The sequence below is a fragment of the Paenibacillus pedocola genome, assembly GCF_031599675.1.
GTDB lineage: Bacteria > Bacillota > Bacilli > Paenibacillales > Paenibacillaceae > Paenibacillus_AQ > Paenibacillus_AQ pedocola.
In genome coordinates, this window is record NZ_CP134223.1 from 5,156,604 (window position 1) to 5,176,832 (window position 20,229).

Sequence of the window (20,229 nt, forward strand, 5' to 3'; positions counted from 1 at the left end):
ATGGCAGTGCCTCATTAACAGTTATGCAAAAAGCTTAGCGCTGTGAAACGATCTGATATTCTCCCGGCGACATGCCGTAGGCCTGCTTAAACAGGGTCCCGAAATAGGAGGTATTGGGGATGCCGACCTTCTCGGCGATCACGGAAACCCGCAGCTTCGTCGTCCGCAGCAGATCCTCGGCCCGCGACAGCCGGTAATCCTGGATATATTCAATCGGGGTCCGGCCCGTATTCTTCTTAAAGAGCATGCCGAGATGATTCGGGGAGACGAATACCTCTGCCGCTAGATAGGCCAGGCTGAGCTCAGGGTTGCCATAACGCTCTTCCACCAGCCGGATGACGCGGTGGGCCACATACTCGTCTTTGTGCTCCCGCTTCTCCTGAAGCCTGGAAGCAATGTCCTGAAGCCGGGACAGCATCTGCTTCTTCATCTGTTCCCGGCTCTCGCAGGCCAGCAGCTCTTCCAGGCTGCCCGGCGCTTTATCCGGCTGGCCCGGATGACCCGGAGCGGCCAGCGCCTGCAGATGATCGATCAGCCCGCTCAGCAGTCCCCCGACATAGGGCCGTCCGGCTCCGGGATACGCGGCGATCAGGTCAAACACTTCCTCGGTTACCGCCCCAGCCTCCTGTAACCGGCCGTTTCCCAGAGCGGAGCGTATACGCTTCTCCAGCTCCTTGAATCCGCGGCTCAGCCCTTCCGGATCCAGTGCGAATCTCATACGCGCTGCTTCCTCTTCTTCGGCAGCGACAATACCAGACAGGCCGTTCCATACCGCATGTCTTAGCGAGCGGGCGGCCTGTACACAGGCTTCGGGCAATTGCTCCAGCAGCTGCGCGGAATACCCGCATACCAAAATCCAGCCTCCGTCCGCGCTGTTCCCCAGTGCTTGCGGGTCTGTCCCCTCCTCCCCGGCCAGCCCGCTCCACAGCAAATGCGCCAGCTCCTGCTGCCGCTTCTCTTCCCCCGCATCCAGCGCGTACAGCAGCGCGAAGCCGGCATTCCCGCCTTCTGGAAGTGCCACTGCCAGTACCGGTAAGCCCAGCGCTTCTTCCGCCCGGCGTTCCAGCCGTTCATTCCCTATATCAGCCGGAGTGCGCACCGCTACAAGCGCATAGGCTTCGGGTGTCTGCTCCCCATACCGGGTAAGGTAGAGCTCCAGTTCTGCTGCCACCCCAAGCCCCTCTGTCCGGCCTGACAGCAGATCGCCCAGTGCATGGCGGAGAAACGCCAAATGTCCGGCTTCCAGCAGGTCCAGCTTATGCGCTTCTTCAAGCCGCAGCAGCCGTTCCTCCTGACATCTGGCGACTACCCGTGTCATCACAGCGAGCATTTCCTGCTCTTCAACGGGCTTGAGCAGATATTCCGCCGCATGAAAGCGAATCGCCTCACGGGCGTATTCGAAGTCGTCATAGCCGGTCAAAATGACGATATGCACCTGCGGCAGCTTGTCCCGGATCTGCTTCGCCATATCCAGACCGTTCATTCCCGGCATCTGGATGTCCGTAACGATGATATCAGGCTGCAGCAGAAGCGCTTTTTCCAGGCCGTCGATACCGTCAAAGGCAGTCTCTACGGTCCCTACTCCAAGTGCGGGCCAGTCCAGAAATTCTACCAGCCCTTCGCGCTCCCAGCGTTCATCCTCAACAATCAGCATTGTAAACATTAGATTAGCCTCCTGGCTTTGAAGGAGATGGTAATGACTGTACCGATTCCCGGCCTGCTGAACAGCTCCAGCCGGTATTCTTCCCCGTAATGCGAGCGCAGCCGGCTCGTAATATTCGCGAGCGCATACCCGCTGCCGGCCGATTCTAGCGGACGTTCTTCCCTGACATCAGCCAGCCGCTGCCGCGCCATGCCCACACCGTCGTCGATAATCCGCAGCACGACCCAGCCGTCTTCCACGCCCGCTTTAATGATGATGGTACCGTGGGAGCGTTTCGGTTCGATGCCGTGGACGAGCGCATTTTCCACCAGCGGCTGCAAAATATTTTTCAGCGTGACAAACTCCAGGACGGCGTCCTCAATTTCGAATACCGCATCAAAGCGCTCCTCGAAGCGGAATTTCTGAATCACCAGATAGGCCTTGACCATCTCCAGCTCACCCGCGACCAGCGTCTCCGAGCTCCCCTTATTCAGCACCAGCCGGTAAAATTTAGCCAGCGAATCCGAAATCCGGGTAACATCCGGAGCGTTCGCCTTGCGTGCCGCCCAGGAGATCGTCGCCAGCGTGTTGTACAAAAAGTGCGGATTAATCTGCGCTTCGAGTGCCTTTACCTCCGCCTCTCTTTCCAGCAGCTCGGATTTGTACACCCGTTCGACCAGATCGTGAATCCGCCGGGTCATATGATTGAAGCTGTGGGTCATCTGTGAAAATTCATCATTGCCCGTGACGGGAACCGAAACGCTAAGCGAATCTTCACGCACCTGCTTCATGGCTTTCAGCAACAGCTTCATCCGGGACAGCAGCTTGACCGTAACAAAATAAACGAGAAGGCTCAGCAGCAGCAGCGCTGCAGCCAGCACAATTAAGGTGGTATACAGCGAATCCTGTACCTTATCCACGACATGGCTGACCGGAAACACACCGATAATCCGCAGCTCGGGCCCGGCAAGCGGAATGGAGATGACAATCGACCGGGCCCCGCTCACGTCAGCAAGCCGGTTGATGGATCCGCCTGAGGTCCATGCGCCCAGACCCATCTGTTCAGCGTTGGCGCCGTACGCTTCGGCGATATTATCCGAGACGATCCGCCCGCCACCGTCCACGATGTATACGTTACCAATAGTGCCTGAGACGGCATCCCGCATCGACTTAAACAGCTCGCTCTCCGTAATTTCAATTTCCACCATCCCGGCGATGCCGAAATCATGGAACGAATAGATTTTCCGGTTAAATGAAAGTACATCCGCCACCGGCGATACATCCGGGCGCTCAAGCAGCAGCTTCTCCTTGTGCATACTCCGCCATTCGGATTTGGTGCTGTTATCGTTCAGCAGGGAGCGGTAATTGTCATCTTCTGCGATCCGGCGGATACTGAAAAACCCGTCATACCCTCCGTACAGCTCGGGAATTTGCGGATTGGTCATATAAACATGGATGGAGTGGATGTAAGGATTCTGCCTCATAATATTGTCAATGGTCGGCGCGACATTGTCGCGGTAATCCTGCAATTGAAAGCTCTCATTGATAAAATCGCTGTCAAGCAGCGTCTGGATCCGTGAGTCAAAGGCGATGATCTGCGAAATATTCTCCGTCATCTTGACCTTCTCCTCAATGCTGCTCTTGGTCTGCAGCAGGTTCTGCTCCATGATGGTCTGAGCCTGCTCAATCGCCGATTCCGCCGCCTGCCGGTAGAGGGTATAGCCGGTCAGCAGCAGCGACACAAACAATATGGAAACAAAAATAATGACAAATTTCGAGGTCACGCTCCAATGCTGATAAAAACGTACAAATCGCACCATGCCGGTCCACCCTCCTGTTACGTTCACCGCCCTCCCATTGTACAACTCCCTATGTGCTTCCGCTAGCTCCTTTCCAAACACAAAACAGGCCGCCGGATGAGCCCGGCGGCCTATAAATTCGTACAGCTAGCTGGTCCGGTGCGGCATTACCGCCCCTTGCGGCGGTTTCCCAGCCACAACGGGAACCTGAAAATGAAATTGATCAGCAGGACTACAAAGACAAGCACTGCCGCCGACTTGTCGGCAATTTGCCGCGCATCCTCGACGATCGCCTCGGATTGTACATACCACAGATGCACCGCCAGAGTCTCACCCGGCGAGAACAGATTGAAGTCCCACATTTCGCCGGAGGTACTGAGGCCTGCGGTCAGGATAATGACCGCAGACTCCCCGAACGCGCGTCCGGCCACCAGACAGATGCCTGTGACAATGGCAGGCATAGCCACCGGCAGCACCACCTTGCGGATGACGTGGAATTTGGTCATCCCCAGTGCGTAGCCGGCTTCGCGGATGTCGCCGGGAACCGCGCGCACGGCTTCTTCCGTTACGCGGGCCAGCATCGGCAGGTTAAGCAGCGCCAGGGAGACGCCGCCACCGAGAATGGTCAGGCCGATATTGAAATATTCGGCGAAGATTGCCAGGCCCAGCATCCCGAATACAATCGAAGGCACGGAGGACAGCGACTCCACACAAATGCGCAGTGCACCGGTAAAACGGTTGTCCGGCGCGTATTCTGCCATATAAATTCCGGCCCCTACACCGATCGGAATTGAAATCAGCAGGGAGATAAACAGAATGTAGAAGGAATTGAACAGTACCGGGCCAATTCCGCCTCCGGGATCAATCTCCTCCGGCTGCTTAATCAGGAAATCGGGTCTAAGCGCAGGTAAACCTTTGCTTAGAATGGTAAAGAGCAGCCAGAAAATCAGCAGCATGACCAGCGCTCCCAGTGTATAGAAGCCGATGGTTGCAATTTTGTTGCGCCGCTGCGCACGTGCAGTATAACGTGTACGGGTAAAACCGGTCATTATGCATCCCCCCGTTTCCGGCCGAGCACGCGGATTACAAAAATCAGCACAAACGAAATCAGCAGCAGCAGGAAGGCCATCATATGCAGCGCGTAATTCCAGGAGGAATCAAACTCCACATTGGAGATCTGCATGACAATATTGCTGGTCAGCACCGAGGACGGTGTGAACAAGGTTTTGGCCAGCTGCGGCGTATTGCCGATAACCATGACAACCGCCATCGTCTCACCGACTGCACGGGTCATGCCGAGGATAATAGCCGAGATAATTCCCCGTTTAGCCGCAGGCAGCACTACACGCATAATCACTTGCAGACGGGTAGACCCCAGGGCGTAGGCAGCGTCACGGTATTTGCGCGGAACGGCAATAATGGCGTCATCGCTGATCCGGCAGATTGTTGGCAGCACCATTAGCGCAAGCACTAGCGCAGCCGCCAGCAGCCCGTCGCCAAGTCCTTCCCCGCTGACCCTGCGCAGAAATGGAAGCAATACCGTGAGGCCCAGATAGCCGTATACTATGGAAGGTATGCCGACGAGCAGATCAAGCACCGGACGGATAAAGCTCTTCAGCCACTTCGGAGCGATCTCCGCGCAGAGCACGGCCATCCCGACCGAGACCGGCACCGCGATCAGCAGGGTTAGTGCGGTCAGGGACAATGTATTTACGATAAAGGCTGCAGCTCCAAAAGCATCCTCCTCCGGTGTCCAGTTGAAGGACAGGAAGAATTCTGCCGGAGAGACGTGTGCGAACAGGAGCAGCGCCGTTTTTCCGATGAATACAACTACTAGTCCAAGCACAAAACAAAGTGCAAGGATGCTGAATAAGAAATAAAAGCGGGATAATTTATTGCCGAGCAGATGTCTGCGGTGGCGCTTTTCATTTACGCTGCTTTGCATTTGAGCTGCACGCTTAGGTGTTTTTGATGCCAGGCTTTGGACTGGTGCCCCCATACTTTCCCTCCTGTAAGCGGCCACCCCCGTACATTCCGGAGCTGGCCGCTGTTACCGTTCAATATAATGAAGCTGCTTGGTTTAGCCTTTCATTGCTGCAATCGGAATGAACTTAAGCTTTTTAAGCGATCCGTTCTGGAATTTCTTGCTCTGTACATATTCGATGAATTCTTTGGTTGCGCCGGTCGGCTGGCCTTTGGTCATGTAGTAGCCGTATGCCCAAATCTTGTACGAGCCGTTGATTACGTTATCCGTAGTAGCGGCCACACCGTTAAATTTAACAGCCTTGATGTCGCTGCCGGTTACATAGACGAGGTCGATGTAGCCAATGGAGTTAGGTGTAGTTGCAACCGCCGTTTTCATGTCACCGCTGGAGCCGGTTTCCTTATAATTTTTCTCTTTTTTCACGATATCTCCGCCGCCCAGTGCCTTAGCCTGGTAGTTAACGCGTGTACCGGAACCGAATGAACGGGTAATCACTACGATGTTGGCATCCGATCCGCCGACATCCTTCCAGTTGGTGATTTTGCCGGAGAAAATGCCTGCCAGCTGTTCGGTAGTCAGATTGTCTACACCGACATTTTTGTTCACGATAGTGGCAAAAGGAATGACCGCTACTTTGTTCGCTACCTGTCCTTCAAATGCTTTGAAGCCCGGTACGTCAATGCTGGCATCCCAGTCGCAGGCGCCGATATCGGCGATGCCTTTCTTCACGGCCTGTGGTCCGGTAACCGAACCTTTGCCGGAAGCGGCGATTTTCACTTTTGGATGCAGCTTCTGGAATTCTTTGGCTGCCTGCAGCGTGAGCGGAAGCAGTGCTGTGGAGCCGTTGACTGTGATTTTACCCTTGAGGCTGTCAGCCGCTGCAGCAATCCCTGCAAAAGATGCTGTTACCGCGATGACCGCTGTCAGTGCTGTTACCGTTAATTTTTTGAAAACCTTCATGAAATAATTCTCCTCCCGGCGTTTGCGCCGTTATATTGTGTGGGTGTGGGTGGACTTGCTTATTTGGTGAGCTGAAGTGCCTGGCCGTTCTGGATCAGGAGCACTTTGCCGTCACTTACGATAGCCAGCTTGCTGCCGTCATGGGAAACCGCTACTTCCGAGACATCTTCGGTAGTGTGGAAGAGCGACGTTTTGCTGCCGTTTGCGTCGATCGAATAAATGGTGGTGCTTCCGTCAGCTGCCGTACCGGACACAATAAGACCAGTGGCTACGCCGGTAGACCAGGAAGGCTCCACATCAAGCGCGATGTTGGTAATGGCACCGTCCGCTGCAATGGATTTCAGGGTGTTCGCCGCATTTCCGTCCGGATCTGCGCTCAGGTAGGCTACAGTACCATTTGCCAAAATTTCCGGATACAGTTTGTTATCCAGCGCTGTAGTCAGAGCTGCCGGCTTCGCGTCTTTAGTGGAGAGGTCCAGCTTGTACAATTGCTCTCCGGCTTTGCTGAAGTCTACGGTCAGTGAATCTTCCGTGCTGTCAGCATCATTCTTGGCAACACCAGTTACATTGACAATGTAGACCACGCTTTTCGCATCAGCAGACAGCCGAAGCTCCGATTTATTCTCCACTTTATCTTCAAGAATGGTTTTGACGGCTCCGGTCTCTACAGAGATTTGGCCAATCTTCTCCTGCTTGTCGCCCTGGATGAAGTAGATCGTTTTGCCGTCCTGCGACCAGACCAGATCCACCTTCACGCTCGTATCCGTACCCAGAGGGGAGATCGCGCCGCTCGATAGGCTGATCAGATTCAGCTGGCCTTTGTCATCGGTGAACGCACCCCATTTCTGATCTGGGGATACAGCGAAATCCAGTGCACTTTCATTAGAAGAGAAAACATCATATACGCCAGGGAAGGCGCTGAATTTGAGCAGCTGGGCGGTTTCCGAATCGCTCCGGTTCGCAATGATGCTTCCATCGGCGTTCCAGTGCAGCGTATCGAACTGGCCTTCCGGACGGGCAAAGCTCAGAATCGACTGGTCTTCAGCCGTAAGCTCACCGCCAAGGGCAGTAACCAGCTTGGTCAGCTCTACGTATACTTTTCCGTTATAGAGTACAGGGGCTACCGTGAACTGCTGCGATACTCCGTCCACCAGATAGCTTTTGGCACCCGCCTGAAGCTGTACGGTATGTAATCCTTTACTGTCATTCAATTCAAAACCGTTGCTGCTGAGGATCACTTTGGCTCCTAGCTCCCCGGCCACTTCACTAAGGGAATACAGCTTGTAGCCTCTGCTGTCTATTGTGCTGAACGCAACCGGCAGGCTGTTGACTTTCCATGTCGCCTTAGCTGTTTTGACTGCTGATGTATTGACGGCTGCGGCGGCGCTCACATTGCTGCTAGTTGCCACAATGCTGCCTGCTCCCCCTGTTACGAGAAGTGCTGAAGCCAAAGCCGCGCCGAACCATTTACTATTTCTCAATTAGATTCACCCTTTTCCTATAGGTAACTGCTAATGTTATTTTCATCTACCAGTGTGAATTCTGTTCAAGAGGAATGTTATGGAAATATTAAGTAAATAAAAAGACCGGCCCCGAAATGCTTCGAGGTCGGCCCATGAGTAAACTCAGTGTAAAAACCGGAGTAAAACGTTAAAAAAGAACTGTAAATGTTAATTTTCAATCCACGTGACTATAATCTCGGCACCGCCGGGTTTCGCTGCTGAGCTGCTGCCTATAATGGAATACGAGTAGCTGCCCGGGGCTTTTCCGCTAATAATCAGGTTGTTCTGATCCACAATTTCCGTATTACTATCTAATTCCTTGTCTTGAATATACTTTATATATGTAGTGCCCAGCTTCGCCATACTTTCCTCTGTCTCATAGATCAGCATGGATGATTTCTTGCCGCCGACAAGCTCCCCTTCCGTAAAAGTGATGCCCGCCCCCTCAGGGATCGGCAAATCACCGGGGAAATATTGTGGATCACGAATCTGCTCTTGAGCCAACGTATGGAAATTCTCATCCCCTGTTTCCGTGCGGCTGCAGGCAACTAGTGAAACAGCGGTGGCTAGCAGAACCAGCGTGGAAAAAACAGGTTTCTTGGCAGACCACATACAGAAACCTCCTTTATGATATAAACAGAGATATAAACGGAGATATAAACAGAGATATAAACAGAGTTTGAATTAAAGAGAGATACAAGGTGAGTTTGATTTAAACAAAGATATAGCTGAGTTTGATTTAAAGAGAGATACAAGCTGAGTTTGATATAAGCAGAGCTTACGGTGATTGCAGCATATACCCTTATTTAACCATTTTGATTAGGGTGCAAACGGAATTAGTGAAAATTTTATGTTTCCACATTAGGAGTGGGGGGCGGCGGATTGGCGGAATCAACGGGATTTTTCCCTTTGTTTCTGTGATACCGCGCCGGAGTGGCAGAATCAACGGGATTTTTCCCTTTGTTTCTGCGATATTGCGCCGGAGTGGCAGAATCAACGGGATTTTTCCCTTTGTTTCTGCGATGTTGCGCCGGATTGACGGAATCAACGGGATTTTTCCCTTTGTTTCTGTGATGTCGCGCCGGATTGGCGGAATCAACGGGATTTTTCCCTTTGTTTCTGCGATATTGCGCCGGAGTGGCGAAATCAAAGGGATTTTTCCCTTTGTTTCTGCGATGTTGCGCCGGATTGGCGGAATCAATGGGATTTTTCCCTTTGTTTCTGTGATGTTGCGCCGGATTGGCGAGATCAACGGGATTTTTCCCTTTGTTTCTGCGATATTGCGCCGGAGTGGCGAAATCAACGGGATTTTTCTCTTTGATTCTGCGATGTCGCGCCGGAGTGGCGGAATCAACGGGATTTTTCCCTTTGATTCTCTCCGAGGCTACATACTGATCCTCTAATTTAGATACTTTTTGAAGATAGACAGAGATCCACATATTTTCTATAGTCACAAACCTTTTCATAAATAGAAAATACAAGCTCTTTCTTTATTGAAACCGTAAAAAAAACGGTTTACTTTTCCAAAAGAATATCCTATATTATGAGTGAGTACTCACTCATAATGATGAGAATCGAGGAGATCGACATGAATCAAGACACTCCGGTTATTACAGTAACCCATGTCAGCAGAGCTTTTGGCAGCAAGGAGGTACTTCGGAATATTAATCTTCAGGTAAATAAGGCAGAAACCTTTGGCCTTCTGGGCCCATCCGGCTCCGGCAAAACAACACTGGTGAAGCTTCTTACCGGCATTGATGAGGTTAGCTCAGGCGAAGTGCAGGTCATGGGGGTAAAGATCCCCTCACTGCCGATGCTGCAGCAAATCGGATATATGGCCCAGTCCGATGCCTTATACACGGAGCTAAGCGCGAAGGAAAATCTGGAGTTTTTCGCCGCCCTCTATGGTCTTAAAGGCGGAAACCGTACACGGCGGATTGCCGATGTCATGGAACTGGTGAACCTGCAGGAGCATCTTCGTAAACGCGTGGATCAATATTCCGGAGGCATGAAGCGGCGCTTGTCGCTGGCCATCGCTCTCCTGCATGAGCCCCCGCTGCTCATTCTTGACGAGCCTACCGTTGGCATTGACCCGGTGCTGCGCCAGTCTATCTGGCGGGAGCTGCGGGAGCTAAACCGTCAGGGCACTACCATTGTGCTGACAACTCACGTGATGGACGAGGCCGAGAAATGCGACCGGCTGGGGATGATCCGTGACGGTGAGCTGCTCGCTGTAGATACTCCGGCCGGGCTGATGCAGGCGAGCGGCTCCGCAACGATTGAGGAAGCTTTTCTATACTATGGAGGTGCCCGCAAATGAGAATCCGGGCAATTACAATTCGAATTCTACGGCAGTTTATTCATGATAAACGGACAATGGCGCTGATGTTCATCGCGCCTCTGATCGTGCTCAGCTTAATGAGCCTGGTGTTCAACGGCGACGCTTATAAACCAAATATCGGCGTTACCGCAGGAGCGGCTGTCTTCACCCCTGACCTGGAAGCGCAAGAGGCGGCTGTTACCGCATTCGCTACAGCTGAGCTGGGGAACGCTGCACTGAAGGACGGCGAGATTGATGCGCTAATCACAATGGATGGAACCGCTCCCGGTGTTATGCTGGAAGGCAGCAACCCTACGGCCAACCGGGCTGTCATGCAGGTATTGCAGGAAGCTATGCAGCGGCTGCAGCCTTCAGGCTCCGGACAGATTCAGCCGGCTGTCAGCTATCTGTACGGCGCTGAGGATATGACCACAATCGACCGTTTCGGTCCGATTATGATCGGCGTCTTCATCTTCTTCTTCGTCTTCCTGATCGCCGGCGTCTCCTTCCTGCGCGAACGGACGACCGGAACACTGGAGCGCCTGCTCTCCACGCCGCTGAAGCGCTGGGAGATTGTACTCGGTTATGTCTGCGGCTTCGGCATCTTTACCGTCATTCAGGCGCTGCTGATCTCCTGGTTCTCCATCCAGGTGCTCGGCATTATGATGGCTGGCAGCTTCGGCTATGTGCTGCTGATGACGCTGCTGCTGGCGGTAACAGCGCTCACTCTGGGTACACTGCTCTCCGCATTTGCCGCCAATGAGCTGCAGATGATCCAGTTCATCCCGCTGGTCATTGTGCCGCAGATTTTCTTAAGCGGACTGTTCCCGCTTGATACCCTTCCCCTGTGGCTGCAGCGGGTCGGGCTGGCCACACCGATCTATTACGGTGCACAGGCGCTGATGGATATCATGATCCGCGGCAAAGGCTGGAGCGCTATTGCACTGGAGGTATATGTGCTGATCGGGTTCTCGCTCCTGTTCATGGCACTGAATGTTCTTGCCCTGCGCAAGCACCGGAAGATGTAGCATGGTGTAATTTGCCCGGCGCCCGTGATACTATTAAGGGATAGCATAAATTTGGAGGACATCAACATGAAGAAGGACAGTGCTGAGCAGCACGAAATAGAGCAATGGATGGAGGAGCTGCTGGCGATTGATGGAGACAAGCAAATGACGCCGAAGCAGATTTCTATTCTGGAGGCGGCGGTCGAAATCTTCTCCGATAAAGGCTTCTCGGCAGCGTCCACCAGTGAAATTGCCCAAAAGGCCGGAGTAGCTGAAGGGACGATTTTCCGCTATTACAAGACGAAAAAGGATCTGCTGCTGTCTATTGTAGGACCGACCATGAGCCGTATGATTGCTCCCTTCGTGATGCGCAATTTTAACGGTGTGCTGGATATGTCTTTTGAGAGCTATGAGGCGTTTCTGCGGGCCTTTATCCTTAACCGCCTGGAATTTGCCCGCAACAACTTTAAAATTATACGGATTCTAATTCAAGAGATTCCCTTCCAGCCTGTACTGCGCAAGCATTTTTCCGAGAACATCCTCAGCCAGGTGCTGGAGCGCGTAACCGCTATTACCGAGCATTTCAAGGCCAAAGGCGAAATTATCGAGGCACCTACGCCAGCTATTATCCGCTTCACGGTCTCTTCGGTGATCGGTTATCTGGTGACCCGCCTGCTGCTGATGCCTGAGAAGGACTGGAATGATGAAGAAGAGATCAACCTGATCCTGAGCTTTATGCTCCACGGCATTGGCGGACCAGGACAGCAAGCAGAACAGTAAAGGCGTTCGAACGCCGGGGATTGCACCTTCCGCGGCAGGACTTATAGCATCAGCGGTGGGGATTGTAGTTCAACGGCGGAGTAACCGTATGATAGACCTTGGGGCAGCCCGGAAGTGAATTCTTCCGGGCTGCTTTTTTGTGGAGAATATCACACTGGTCGGAGGATTCCCCGCTGATTCACTCCGCACTTTGAGGCGTACGCTTGTTCTGCTATGATAAAAGAAACGAACGGCGGTATTAAAGCGATTAAGGATGTGAAGTAAGCATGGGATTTTATGTGCCGGAACGGGTGATCAAGCTGCTATGCGGCAGCGCATCCTTGGACAAAGGAATAGCCTACCACGAATCAGACATGGTCCGGTTAACTTATATAGAGAATGACGACACGCTTGAATATTCTAAGTACCGGGCTGAGGTTCAGGGCCTGGAAAATTACGACGTAGCGCTTACGGTCGACAGCGACGGTGATGTGAATGCGGAATGCACCTGTCCTGCTTACTATCGCGGCGGAGCATTCTGCCAGCATATTGCAGCTGTGCTCGTGAGCATTCTCCGTCTTGAAGAGGGCGGGGGCACCGGCGGACGGACGGCCGCTTCCAGTCTTCTGGCCCGGAGAGATTTGCCGGAAACGGCCGGTGTTATTCCACCCCGCTATCCGGGCGCCGGCTCGGCGGAGCGCTCCGGTGACCGCCAGCTCGTAAACAGCATGCTGGGCGTGTTCGAGGGCAGCAGCCGTCCGCGCCCAAGCGGGACGGGGACCTATATCGATCTTAGAACACCGCTGCAGGTAGAGTTCATCTGCAAGCCGGTTTCACTCAGCTATGGCGCACCTATGCTCGGCATTGAACTCAGAATCGGGCCAAAACGCCTCTATATTGTGCAAAAAATCAGAATGTTCCTGGACCGGCTTCAACGCGGCGAGCCGTTTGAGTTCTCCAGGCATTTCATCTACGATCCCGCCCTGCACTCGTTCAATACAGAAGACAATACAGTGCTGCTGAAGCTGATTGAGATTTTTCAGAATGAACAGATCTACCGTGCAGCCGTCAATCCCTATGCAGCACTCTCCGGAGGAATCGGCGGGGAACGACTGCTGGCGGTTCCGCCTTACTTCTGGGAATCTGTGCTTCCGGCGCTGACCGCTGCCCCCTCTGCCTATTTCCAGCAAGGCAACCTGTCCATGGAAAGACTGCAGATTTCCACGGAGGCGCCGCCGCTAAGCTTCCAGTTCGACCAGGCATCTGAGGACGGCTACCGGCTGGATATTCAGGGGATGGCGCAGATTATGGTGCTGGAGGATTACGGGCTGGTGCTGTCCGAAGGCAGGCTGCTGAAGCTGCCGGCTGAGGAATGCCGCAGGCTCGCCGAGCTGAAGCGGATGCTGGCAGCCGCCCGCAAAGACGGAATCGCGATTGCCCCGGAGCAGATGGAGCCTTTTATGGACAAAGTCATTCCCGGTCTAAAAAAGCTGGGGCACGTGCATATTGCCGAAGCAATTGCGGACCGCATTGTCCAGACACAGCTGCAGGCCAGACTCTATCTGGACCGGGTCAGAGACCGGCTGCTGGCCGGCCTTGAATTTCAATACGGCGGCATTGTGATTAATCCGCTTGATGAACAGAGCCGTGATCGGGGCAGCGAGGTCATTCTGGTGCGTGACGGGGAGGCCGAACGGCGGATTCTCGAGCTGATGGAGCATGAGTCTTTTGCCCGGACGGAGGGCGGCTATATCATGAACGATGAAGAGGGAGAATATGATTTCCTCTACCACACGATTCCGCTGCTGGAGCCGCTGCTTCAGGTGTATGCCACCACTGCCGTCAAAGGCCGAATTGCTGCCGATACCTTCACGCCTAAGGCGGTTTTGACCTGGAACGAAAAGACCGATTGGCTGGAGTTCAAATTCGGGATGCAGGGAATACCGGAGGGTGAAATTGTGCTGGTCCTCAAAGCGCTGCAGGAAAAGCGCAGATATTACCGGCTGCCGGACGGAGCGCTGCTGCCGCTGGAGAGTGCAGAATTCTTAGAAGTGATAGCGTTTATGAACGAGCTGGGGGTACATAGCGTTCCTTTCAACAAGCCCCAGTTCTCCCTGCCTCTAGTTCATGGCCTGCAGTTGAATCCAGATGCAAAACATGGAGATGCCGTCACGATCGGACGCTCCTTCCGCCGGCTGATGGCCAATATGGCAAGCCCCGAGAATCTGGATTTCCCAGTGCCGGACAGTCTGGCTCCCATTCTCCGCGATTATCAGCAGTTCGGATTCCAGTGGCTGAAGACCCTGGCCCACTACCGCTTCGGCGGCATTCTGGCCGATGATATGGGGCTCGGCAAAACCCTGCAAGCAATCGCCTTTCTGCTCTCGGAGCTGGCAGATATCCGCGAAGGGGGCAAGCCCGCCCTGATCGTTGCTCCAGCTTCCCTGCTCTACAACTGGCAGAACGAGCTGAAGAAGTTCGCACCCGGAATTAAGGCGGCCATCGCCGACGGGAATCTGAACGAGCGGAGCAAAGCCGTGCGTAATGCCGCAGGCGCTGACGTGATCATTACGTCTTACCCGCTGCTGCGGAGGGATATTGAGCTGTATGCCCGGCTCTCCTTCCATACGCTGATTCTGGATGAAGCCCAGATGATCAAGAACCATGCCACCCAGACTGCGCAAGCGGTAAAAATATTGCAGGCACGCTACCGCTTCGCACTTACCGGAACACCGGTGGAGAATGCGCTGGAGGATCTCTGGTCCATTTTCAGCGTCGTGTTCCCCGGGCTGTTCCCCGGCAAAAAAGCGTTTCATGACCTGCCCAGGGAAACAGTCGCCAAGCGGTCCCGGCCGTTTCTGCTGCGCCGCCTGAAAAGCGACGTGCTTAAGGAGCTGCCGGATAAAATCGAATCGCTGCAGGCCTCCGAGCTGCTGCCGGAGCAGAAAAAGCTGTACGTTGCTTATCTCGCGAGACTTAGGAAAGAAGCACTGAAGCATCTGGATAACGAAGGCTTCGGCCATGGCCGGATCAAGGTTCTGGCCGGGATTACCCGGCTGCGCCAGCTCTGCTGCCACCCTGCACTTTTCGTTGAAGGCTATGACGGGGGCTCCGCCAAGTTTGAGCAGCTGCTCGAAATTATTGAGGAATGCCGAAGCTCCGGCAAACGGATGCTGGTTTTCTCCCAATTCACCGAGATGCTCGGAATGATCGGACGTGAGCTTGCCCTGCAGGGCATCCAGCATTTCTATCTGGACGGCAAGACACCTGCTTCGCAGCGCGTTGAACTGTGCAACAGGTTCAATGAAGGTGAACGGGACCTGTTCCTGGTATCCCTGAAAGCGGGCGGAACCGGTCTGAACCTGACTGGAGCAGACACGGTGATCCTGTATGATCTATGGTGGAATCCTGCTGTCGAGCAGCAGGCTGCTGACCGTGCCCACCGGATCGGGCAGAAAAAAGTAGTCCAGGTAATCCGCCTTGTTGCTCAAGGCACGGTAGAGGACAAAATGTATGAGCTGCAGCAGAAGAAAAAGAATCTGATTGACGAAGTTATCCAGCCTGGAGAAGAAGCACTATCCACATTGAGCGAGCAGGACATCCGCGAGATTCTCATGATCTGATAGACCGCTGGTTCGGGGACTATGCTTCCTCTGAGCTGGTATAGAATGGTTTACCAAAAAGAGGGACTTCCAAAGCCGCTTGGCTGTGGAAGTCCCTCTTGCTCATATTCATACTAGGCCAATTTCTCGTGTGCCACCACCCGATGGACCTCTGCGAGTTGACCATCCGCTTGTTTGCCCCAGACTGAAATGCCGAGCTCCGTTTCAACGTTCCCGTTGGTTGTGAACATAAATTCGAAAGCATCCAGATCTGCAAAATAGTCCCGGCTCAGCGCTTCATTCGGAGCAACACTCAGTACCTCACTCACATATAAATTTCTTAATGTATTAAGATAGTGGCCTTCAATCAAAAGGCCGGCTGTGGACACCGAAGACAGGTTGACGATTCTCACTGTTACAGACTGGGTAGGCCTAACCCCGGATACAGGATTATTTTCTACCGGTCCAGTGGATAATATAGCCATGCTCCTTCATTCCTCCTTTTCATTCTCCGCTCTATGAATCTAAACTTTGACTCTATCGGCGCTTCTAATGAATCGCACAATATACTAATATTCGATTGCTGCATTGTCGGTGTGGACATCCGGCAGCTCCATTCACCGATACCTCTAAATACGCATATGGTGTTCAAAGGAGAGCATGCTCAGGGAGCTCCGCTTTCCTGAAAGAATGTAAACGGAAGAAGGGAGTTCCATGCCCCCTCCTGGAAAAGGAAAGAAAACGGGTGTTAAAAAACAACCGGCGAACCCCAAAGCACAAAGCCCGAAAGGGCTGGAATTTGCGGTCGCTGCGCTCCTTTTGACAGGCAAGCTGAAGGTAGACTCCATTCAGATGTTTAGAGACGCCTCCCTGCTCGTGAGCCTGGTCGGGAAATATACAACCTTGGATCATTTAAGCGAGAGCAATGTAGATAAGCTGGTCAGCTTTCTCGATGATAACAGCAGCCTGACGTTAAATGAAATTATGACCGCCTTAAAGAAAAAAGCCGATCTCTCATAAAAAATGTTGACGATCAAGGGGGCAAAAGAGCTTATGGGAAATTTGGATTTTGACGGGGAGAATTTTGCCGGTGCCCTGCTGCTGGTAATCGTAATTGCCCTGCTGATTTATGGCTCCACGGATATTAAAGATCTGACCGCTGCCCCCGCCTCGGATTAAGACCTCTCCTCCCCCAGGTGCCGGACCTGATATTTTTCAAAAAAAGGAAAAAATTAAGGGATAGCCCCTTGCTTTCTCCCAAAAATTCGCTATACTGAAAAAAATCAATATGCAATCGATGAACGGGATAGTAGTGTTTTGGATCTAGTCCTCAGCGAGCCGGGAGAGTGGAAACCGGTACAGACCAACCCATGAAGCGCACCCGGGAGATGGACTTCTGAACTGACAGTAGGAAGCCCCGGCTGAAGACCGTTAACTTATGAGTGGCTAAACCGGCGGTTTAGCAACGAGAGTGGTACCGCGAGCGCAATAAGCCTTCGTCTCTTTTTTGAGATGAGGGCTTTTTCTTATGCATACATTACGATTCAACATTTCAGGAGGTCATACCCATGTTAAGCCAGCTTATCAAAGAAAGTTTGGAAAAGAGCGTAAGTCATGTATTTACAGCCCTCGGCGCTGGCGGTGCAGAACAGATAACGATTGTGCTTGAACAGCCCGCGAATCCCGATTTCGGCGACTACTCCAGCAACATTGCCATGCAGCTGGCTAAGATACTGCGCAAAGCCCCTATGGCCATTGCAGAGCTGATAACAACTGAGTTAAGTCAGTCAGGACGTTTAGGAGGATTAATTCAACAAATCGATATCGCGGCACCGGGGTTCATTAATCTGTACATTGACTGGCGTGGATGGGCCGGACGAAGGTTTGAACTGCCCACATCTGCAGGGGAAAAGGTCATCGTCGAACACACCTCTGTCAATCCCAATAAATCGATGCATATAGGCCACCTTAGAAACTCGTGTATCGGGGACGCGCTGGTAAGAATTTTGCGTAGAACCGGGTACGACGTAGAGGTCCATAATTATGTGGACGATCTCGGCAATCAGCTGGCGGATACGGTGGTCGGGCTATTGAATGTGCCGCTTGCGGGTGAACATGTGCGTTTTGGTGATTATTGCTGGGATATTTATGCCGGTGTGAACAAGGAATACACACTACATCCTGAGACTGTGCACAAACGGACGGAGATTCTCCATGCTTTGGAAGAAGGGAACGGCAATACGGCCTGGCTGGGTAAACTGGTTGCGGAGCGGATTGTCAAAGAGCATGTGGAGGAGATGAAGGGGTTCGGCATCCGCTATGATTTGCTCGTCTGGGAGAGCAGCATTCTGAAGGAGGGCTTCTGGTCATCTGCCTTTGCGCTGCTGGAACAGACGGAAGTGTTTGTGCAGGAGCATGAGGGGAAGCTTGCTGGCTGCTGGATTTTGAAACAGCCTGTAGAGGAGGAAGAAGGGACAGATTCTGAGGAGCATCACAAAGATAAGGTGCTGGTGCGCTCGAACGGAATTTTGACCTATACAGCCAAGGATATTGCCTATCATCTCTGGAAGTTTGGACTTTTGGATAAAGATTTCACCTACAGTGAGTTTAATGCCGGGCTTTGGACGACGGGTTTAACCGGGGAGCAGCTGCCTTTTGGCGGGGCGGACCGGGTGGTCAATGTTATTGACTACAGACAGGAATATCCGCAGGCGATGGTTAAGCAGGCCCTGGAGGTGCTGGGGTTCAAGGAGCAGGCTGAGAAGCTGCATCATGTGAGCTATGGCGTTGTTTCACTCAGTCCCGCTTCCGCAGCGGAGCTTGGCATCGACACCACGGAGGGCAAATCCTCTTACGCCATGTCCGGCCGCCAGGGTATCGGCATCAAGGTCACCGAGCTGGTGCAGCTGATGGAGCATACCATTGAAACCAGCCGGTCTGATAAAACCGGCCTCTCCAGCCGGCTCATCGCCACCGCAGCCATCCGGTATTATCTGCTGCGCTTCAATCTGGGAACAGAGATTGTTTTTGATTTCAAGCAGGCCACAGAGATTTCCGGCAATACGGGAGTTTACCTGATGTACACCTATGCGCGTGCAGGCAGTGTGCTCAGCAAAGCTGCAGTTCCTGTTGAACAAGCGGACGTTCTCCCGGAATTCCCGCCGTTGCTGGAAAAAGCGGAGCTTGCTTTGCTTAGACATCTCAGCACCTGGCAGGATACTCTCTACAGTGCAAGCGTTCTGCTGACGCCGAATTCAATCTGCAACTATGCACATACTCTGGCTTCACTGTTTAACAACTTTTACTCAGCCTGCCCGATCCTGAAAGGTGAACCTGCCCGGGTCTCCTTCCGCCTCTGGCTAACGTACAAATTTCAGCAGACGCTGGGGGATGTACTGGAGGTGCTGGGACTGCCGAAGCCGGAACGGATGTAATGTATCACGCACCTATTGCAGCTCTTTCCAAAGCTGCAATAGGTGCTGAATAATAGAAGCAGTTCTCTGGTCAGTTGCTGTGATTGTGATAGCGTACAAGTCCGGAATTACAGAAAATTTGTTACCTGATTGCACTTTGTACAACAGAATTCTACTAAATTAGTAACGAATCGCTTTCTACTGTATTTCGTGCAATAGAATTCAGTCATATGGATGAAAAAGGCCAGAATCACAGTATTCTGCTGTACAAAATACATTAGATGCATTTTTCGGGCCGATTATTGCTGTATCTGCTGCAGAAAGTGCAATAGAACATGCTCGCACCTTTATTTTCGATGTTTATGCTCCAACGTCCCCCCACACGGGCTCCTCATCCCCGGACGCACAAACAGCCTTCCCGGAGGAAGGCTGTTTTAGTGACGTCCCGGAAGGGATGCAGCCCTTTCGGGCTGATTGCGATGTAATCCTAACGATGCTTATGCTTCAACGCCCCCCCATCCGGGCTCCTCATCCCCGGACGCACAAACAGCCTTCCCGAAGGAAGGCTGTTTTAGTGACGTCCCGGAAGGGATTCGAACCCCCGACCGTGCGCTTAGAAGGCGCATGCTCTATCCAACTGAGCTACCGGGACATGTCGACGACAGGACTGATTATTAACACTATGTATTAACGCAACGTTATTTATTATACCTCATTGAGATAATTTTTCAAGGCTGGAGACGAAGAAAAACAATTTCTGCCCCCGGCAGCGGATGAAACGGCGCAGAACGCCGCTCACTTTCCCGCCTTCCGCCGCCGGAGCAGAGGCAGCAGCATCTCTGCTGCAGCCCTCAATGCCGTCCTGGCGTAACTTGCCGGAAGTGTTCCTCCAGCTGTTTTTTCAGATGGCCGAAGATGAGCAGCTCGCGCTGGAACTTGGAGCGTTCATCCTCCGGACTCATGACAATACTGCCGGTAAACGCGCTGACTGTCACATCCTGGAAGGCATCATGCATATTGTTATCAAACCAATCGGTTTCGGTGTCCGCATCATTCGTCAGAATGCGCACAATTTCGTACCCTTCCTCACGCTGGTCTTCAACAATGTACACCAAAAGCGCGGAATCGCCTACGGCTCCCGGCAATACCCCTACTTCGGCACAAGGCGCACCGTCATATTCGGTCATTCTGCGGATTTTGGCGTCTTTAATGTAATACACTTGTCATCATCCCTCCTGGCA

Annotated in this window: 17 protein-coding genes, 1 tRNA gene and 1 other annotated feature; of the genes, 7 read left to right on the forward strand and 11 right to left on the reverse strand. The window is 52.8% G+C overall.

Annotation, left to right across the window (positions count from 1 at the left end):
* Positions 1-34 precede the first annotated feature (34 nt).
* The 8 genes from QU597_RS22810 to QU597_RS22845 form a co-directional block, all read right to left on the reverse strand.
* Positions 35-1,663: a response regulator gene (locus tag QU597_RS22810; RefSeq protein ID WP_310829943.1), complete on the reverse strand. Its 1,629-nt coding sequence runs from the start codon at positions 1,661-1,663 to the stop codon at positions 35-37.
* Entirely contained in the window at positions 1,663-3,462 is a 1,800-nt protein-coding gene (locus tag QU597_RS22815) for a sensor histidine kinase (protein ID WP_310829944.1), read from the reverse strand. The genes QU597_RS22810 and QU597_RS22815 overlap by 1 nt, the downstream gene beginning before the upstream one ends.
* Positions 3,463-3,608: 146 nt before the next feature.
* A complete protein-coding gene (gene pstA, locus QU597_RS22820; protein WP_310829945.1) occupies positions 3,609-4,490 on the reverse strand; it encodes a phosphate ABC transporter permease PstA in 882 nt (293 codons plus the stop codon).
* Positions 4,490-5,440, reverse strand: coding sequence for a phosphate ABC transporter permease subunit PstC (gene pstC, locus QU597_RS22825; protein ID WP_236335269.1), 951 nt, complete (start codon positions 5,438-5,440; stop codon positions 4,490-4,492). The genes pstA and pstC overlap by 1 nt, the downstream gene beginning before the upstream one ends.
* An 81-nt stretch (positions 5,441-5,521) precedes the next feature.
* Complete coding sequence (locus QU597_RS22830) at positions 5,522-6,385, reverse strand: phosphate ABC transporter substrate-binding protein (protein ID WP_310829946.1); 864 nt, start codon at positions 6,383-6,385, stop codon at positions 5,522-5,524.
* Positions 6,386-6,444: 59 nt separating this feature from the next.
* Positions 6,445-7,866, reverse strand: a complete 1,422-nt coding sequence (locus QU597_RS22835; protein ID WP_310829947.1) for a stalk domain-containing protein — start codon at positions 7,864-7,866, stop codon at positions 6,445-6,447.
* 189 nt (positions 7,867-8,055) lie between these two features.
* Positions 8,056-8,499 (reverse strand): hypothetical protein, encoded by a 444-nt coding sequence (locus QU597_RS22840; protein ID WP_310829948.1) that lies wholly within the window; start codon positions 8,497-8,499, stop codon positions 8,056-8,058.
* A gap of 236 nt (positions 8,500-8,735) precedes the next feature.
* The gene (locus QU597_RS22845) at positions 8,736-9,341 is read right to left on the reverse strand and encodes a hypothetical protein (RefSeq protein ID WP_310829949.1); all 606 of its coding nucleotides are present in this window, start codon (positions 9,339-9,341) and stop codon (positions 8,736-8,738) included.
* A gap of 134 nt (positions 9,342-9,475) precedes the next feature.
* Here QU597_RS22845 and QU597_RS22850 point away from each other — a divergent pair, with 134 nt between their 5' ends.
* The 4 genes from QU597_RS22850 to QU597_RS22865 all read left to right on the forward strand — a co-directional run bounded on the left by QU597_RS22850 (position 9,476) and on the right by QU597_RS22865 (position 15,596).
* A complete protein-coding gene (locus tag QU597_RS22850) occupies positions 9,476-10,207 on the forward strand; it encodes an ABC transporter ATP-binding protein (RefSeq protein WP_310829950.1) in 732 nt (243 codons plus the stop codon).
* Entirely contained in the window at positions 10,204-11,235 is a 1,032-nt protein-coding gene (locus QU597_RS22855) for an ABC transporter permease (RefSeq protein ID WP_310829951.1), read from the forward strand. Before QU597_RS22850 ends, QU597_RS22855 begins: the two co-directional genes overlap by 4 nt.
* A 66-nt stretch (positions 11,236-11,301) precedes the next feature.
* A complete protein-coding gene (locus tag QU597_RS22860) occupies positions 11,302-11,994 on the forward strand; it encodes a TetR/AcrR family transcriptional regulator (protein ID WP_310829952.1) in 693 nt (230 codons plus the stop codon).
* A 266-nt stretch (positions 11,995-12,260) separates the two neighbouring features.
* Entirely contained in the window at positions 12,261-15,596 is a 3,336-nt protein-coding gene (locus QU597_RS22865) for a DEAD/DEAH box helicase (protein ID WP_310829953.1), read from the forward strand.
* 113 nt (positions 15,597-15,709) lie between these two features.
* On the opposite strand, the gene QU597_RS22870 is transcribed toward QU597_RS22865, so the two are convergent.
* Positions 15,710-16,060, reverse strand: coding sequence for a hypothetical protein (locus tag QU597_RS22870; RefSeq protein WP_310829954.1), 351 nt, complete (start codon positions 16,058-16,060; stop codon positions 15,710-15,712).
* A gap of 229 nt (positions 16,061-16,289) precedes the next feature.
* Between QU597_RS22870 and QU597_RS22875 the strand changes: the two genes are divergently transcribed.
* The 3 genes from QU597_RS22875 (at position 16,290) to QU597_RS22885 (ending at position 19,009) form a co-directional block, all read left to right on the forward strand.
* Positions 16,290-16,595, forward strand: coding sequence for a hypothetical protein (locus QU597_RS22875; protein ID WP_310829955.1), 306 nt, complete (start codon positions 16,290-16,292; stop codon positions 16,593-16,595).
* Positions 16,596-16,628: 33 nt separating this feature from the next.
* A complete protein-coding gene (locus QU597_RS22880; protein ID WP_279306770.1) occupies positions 16,629-16,754 on the forward strand; it encodes a hypothetical protein in 126 nt (41 codons plus the stop codon).
* A 109-nt stretch (positions 16,755-16,863) separates the two neighbouring features.
* Positions 16,864-17,082: a binding site (T-box leader), on the forward strand.
* A gap of 61 nt (positions 17,083-17,143) precedes the next feature.
* On the forward strand, positions 17,144-19,009 hold the full coding sequence (locus QU597_RS22885; protein ID WP_310829956.1) for an arginine--tRNA ligase: 1,866 nt from the start codon (positions 17,144-17,146) through the stop codon (positions 19,007-19,009).
* A gap of 557 nt (positions 19,010-19,566) precedes the next feature.
* Here QU597_RS22885 and QU597_RS22890 read toward each other — a convergent pair.
* Positions 19,567-19,640 (reverse strand) — tRNA-Arg (locus QU597_RS22890).
* Between the two features lie 199 nt (positions 19,641-19,839).
* Positions 19,840-20,208 (reverse strand): hypothetical protein, encoded by a 369-nt coding sequence (locus tag QU597_RS22895; RefSeq protein ID WP_054942775.1) that lies wholly within the window; start codon positions 20,206-20,208, stop codon positions 19,840-19,842.
* Positions 20,209-20,229: the final 21 nt, after the last annotated feature.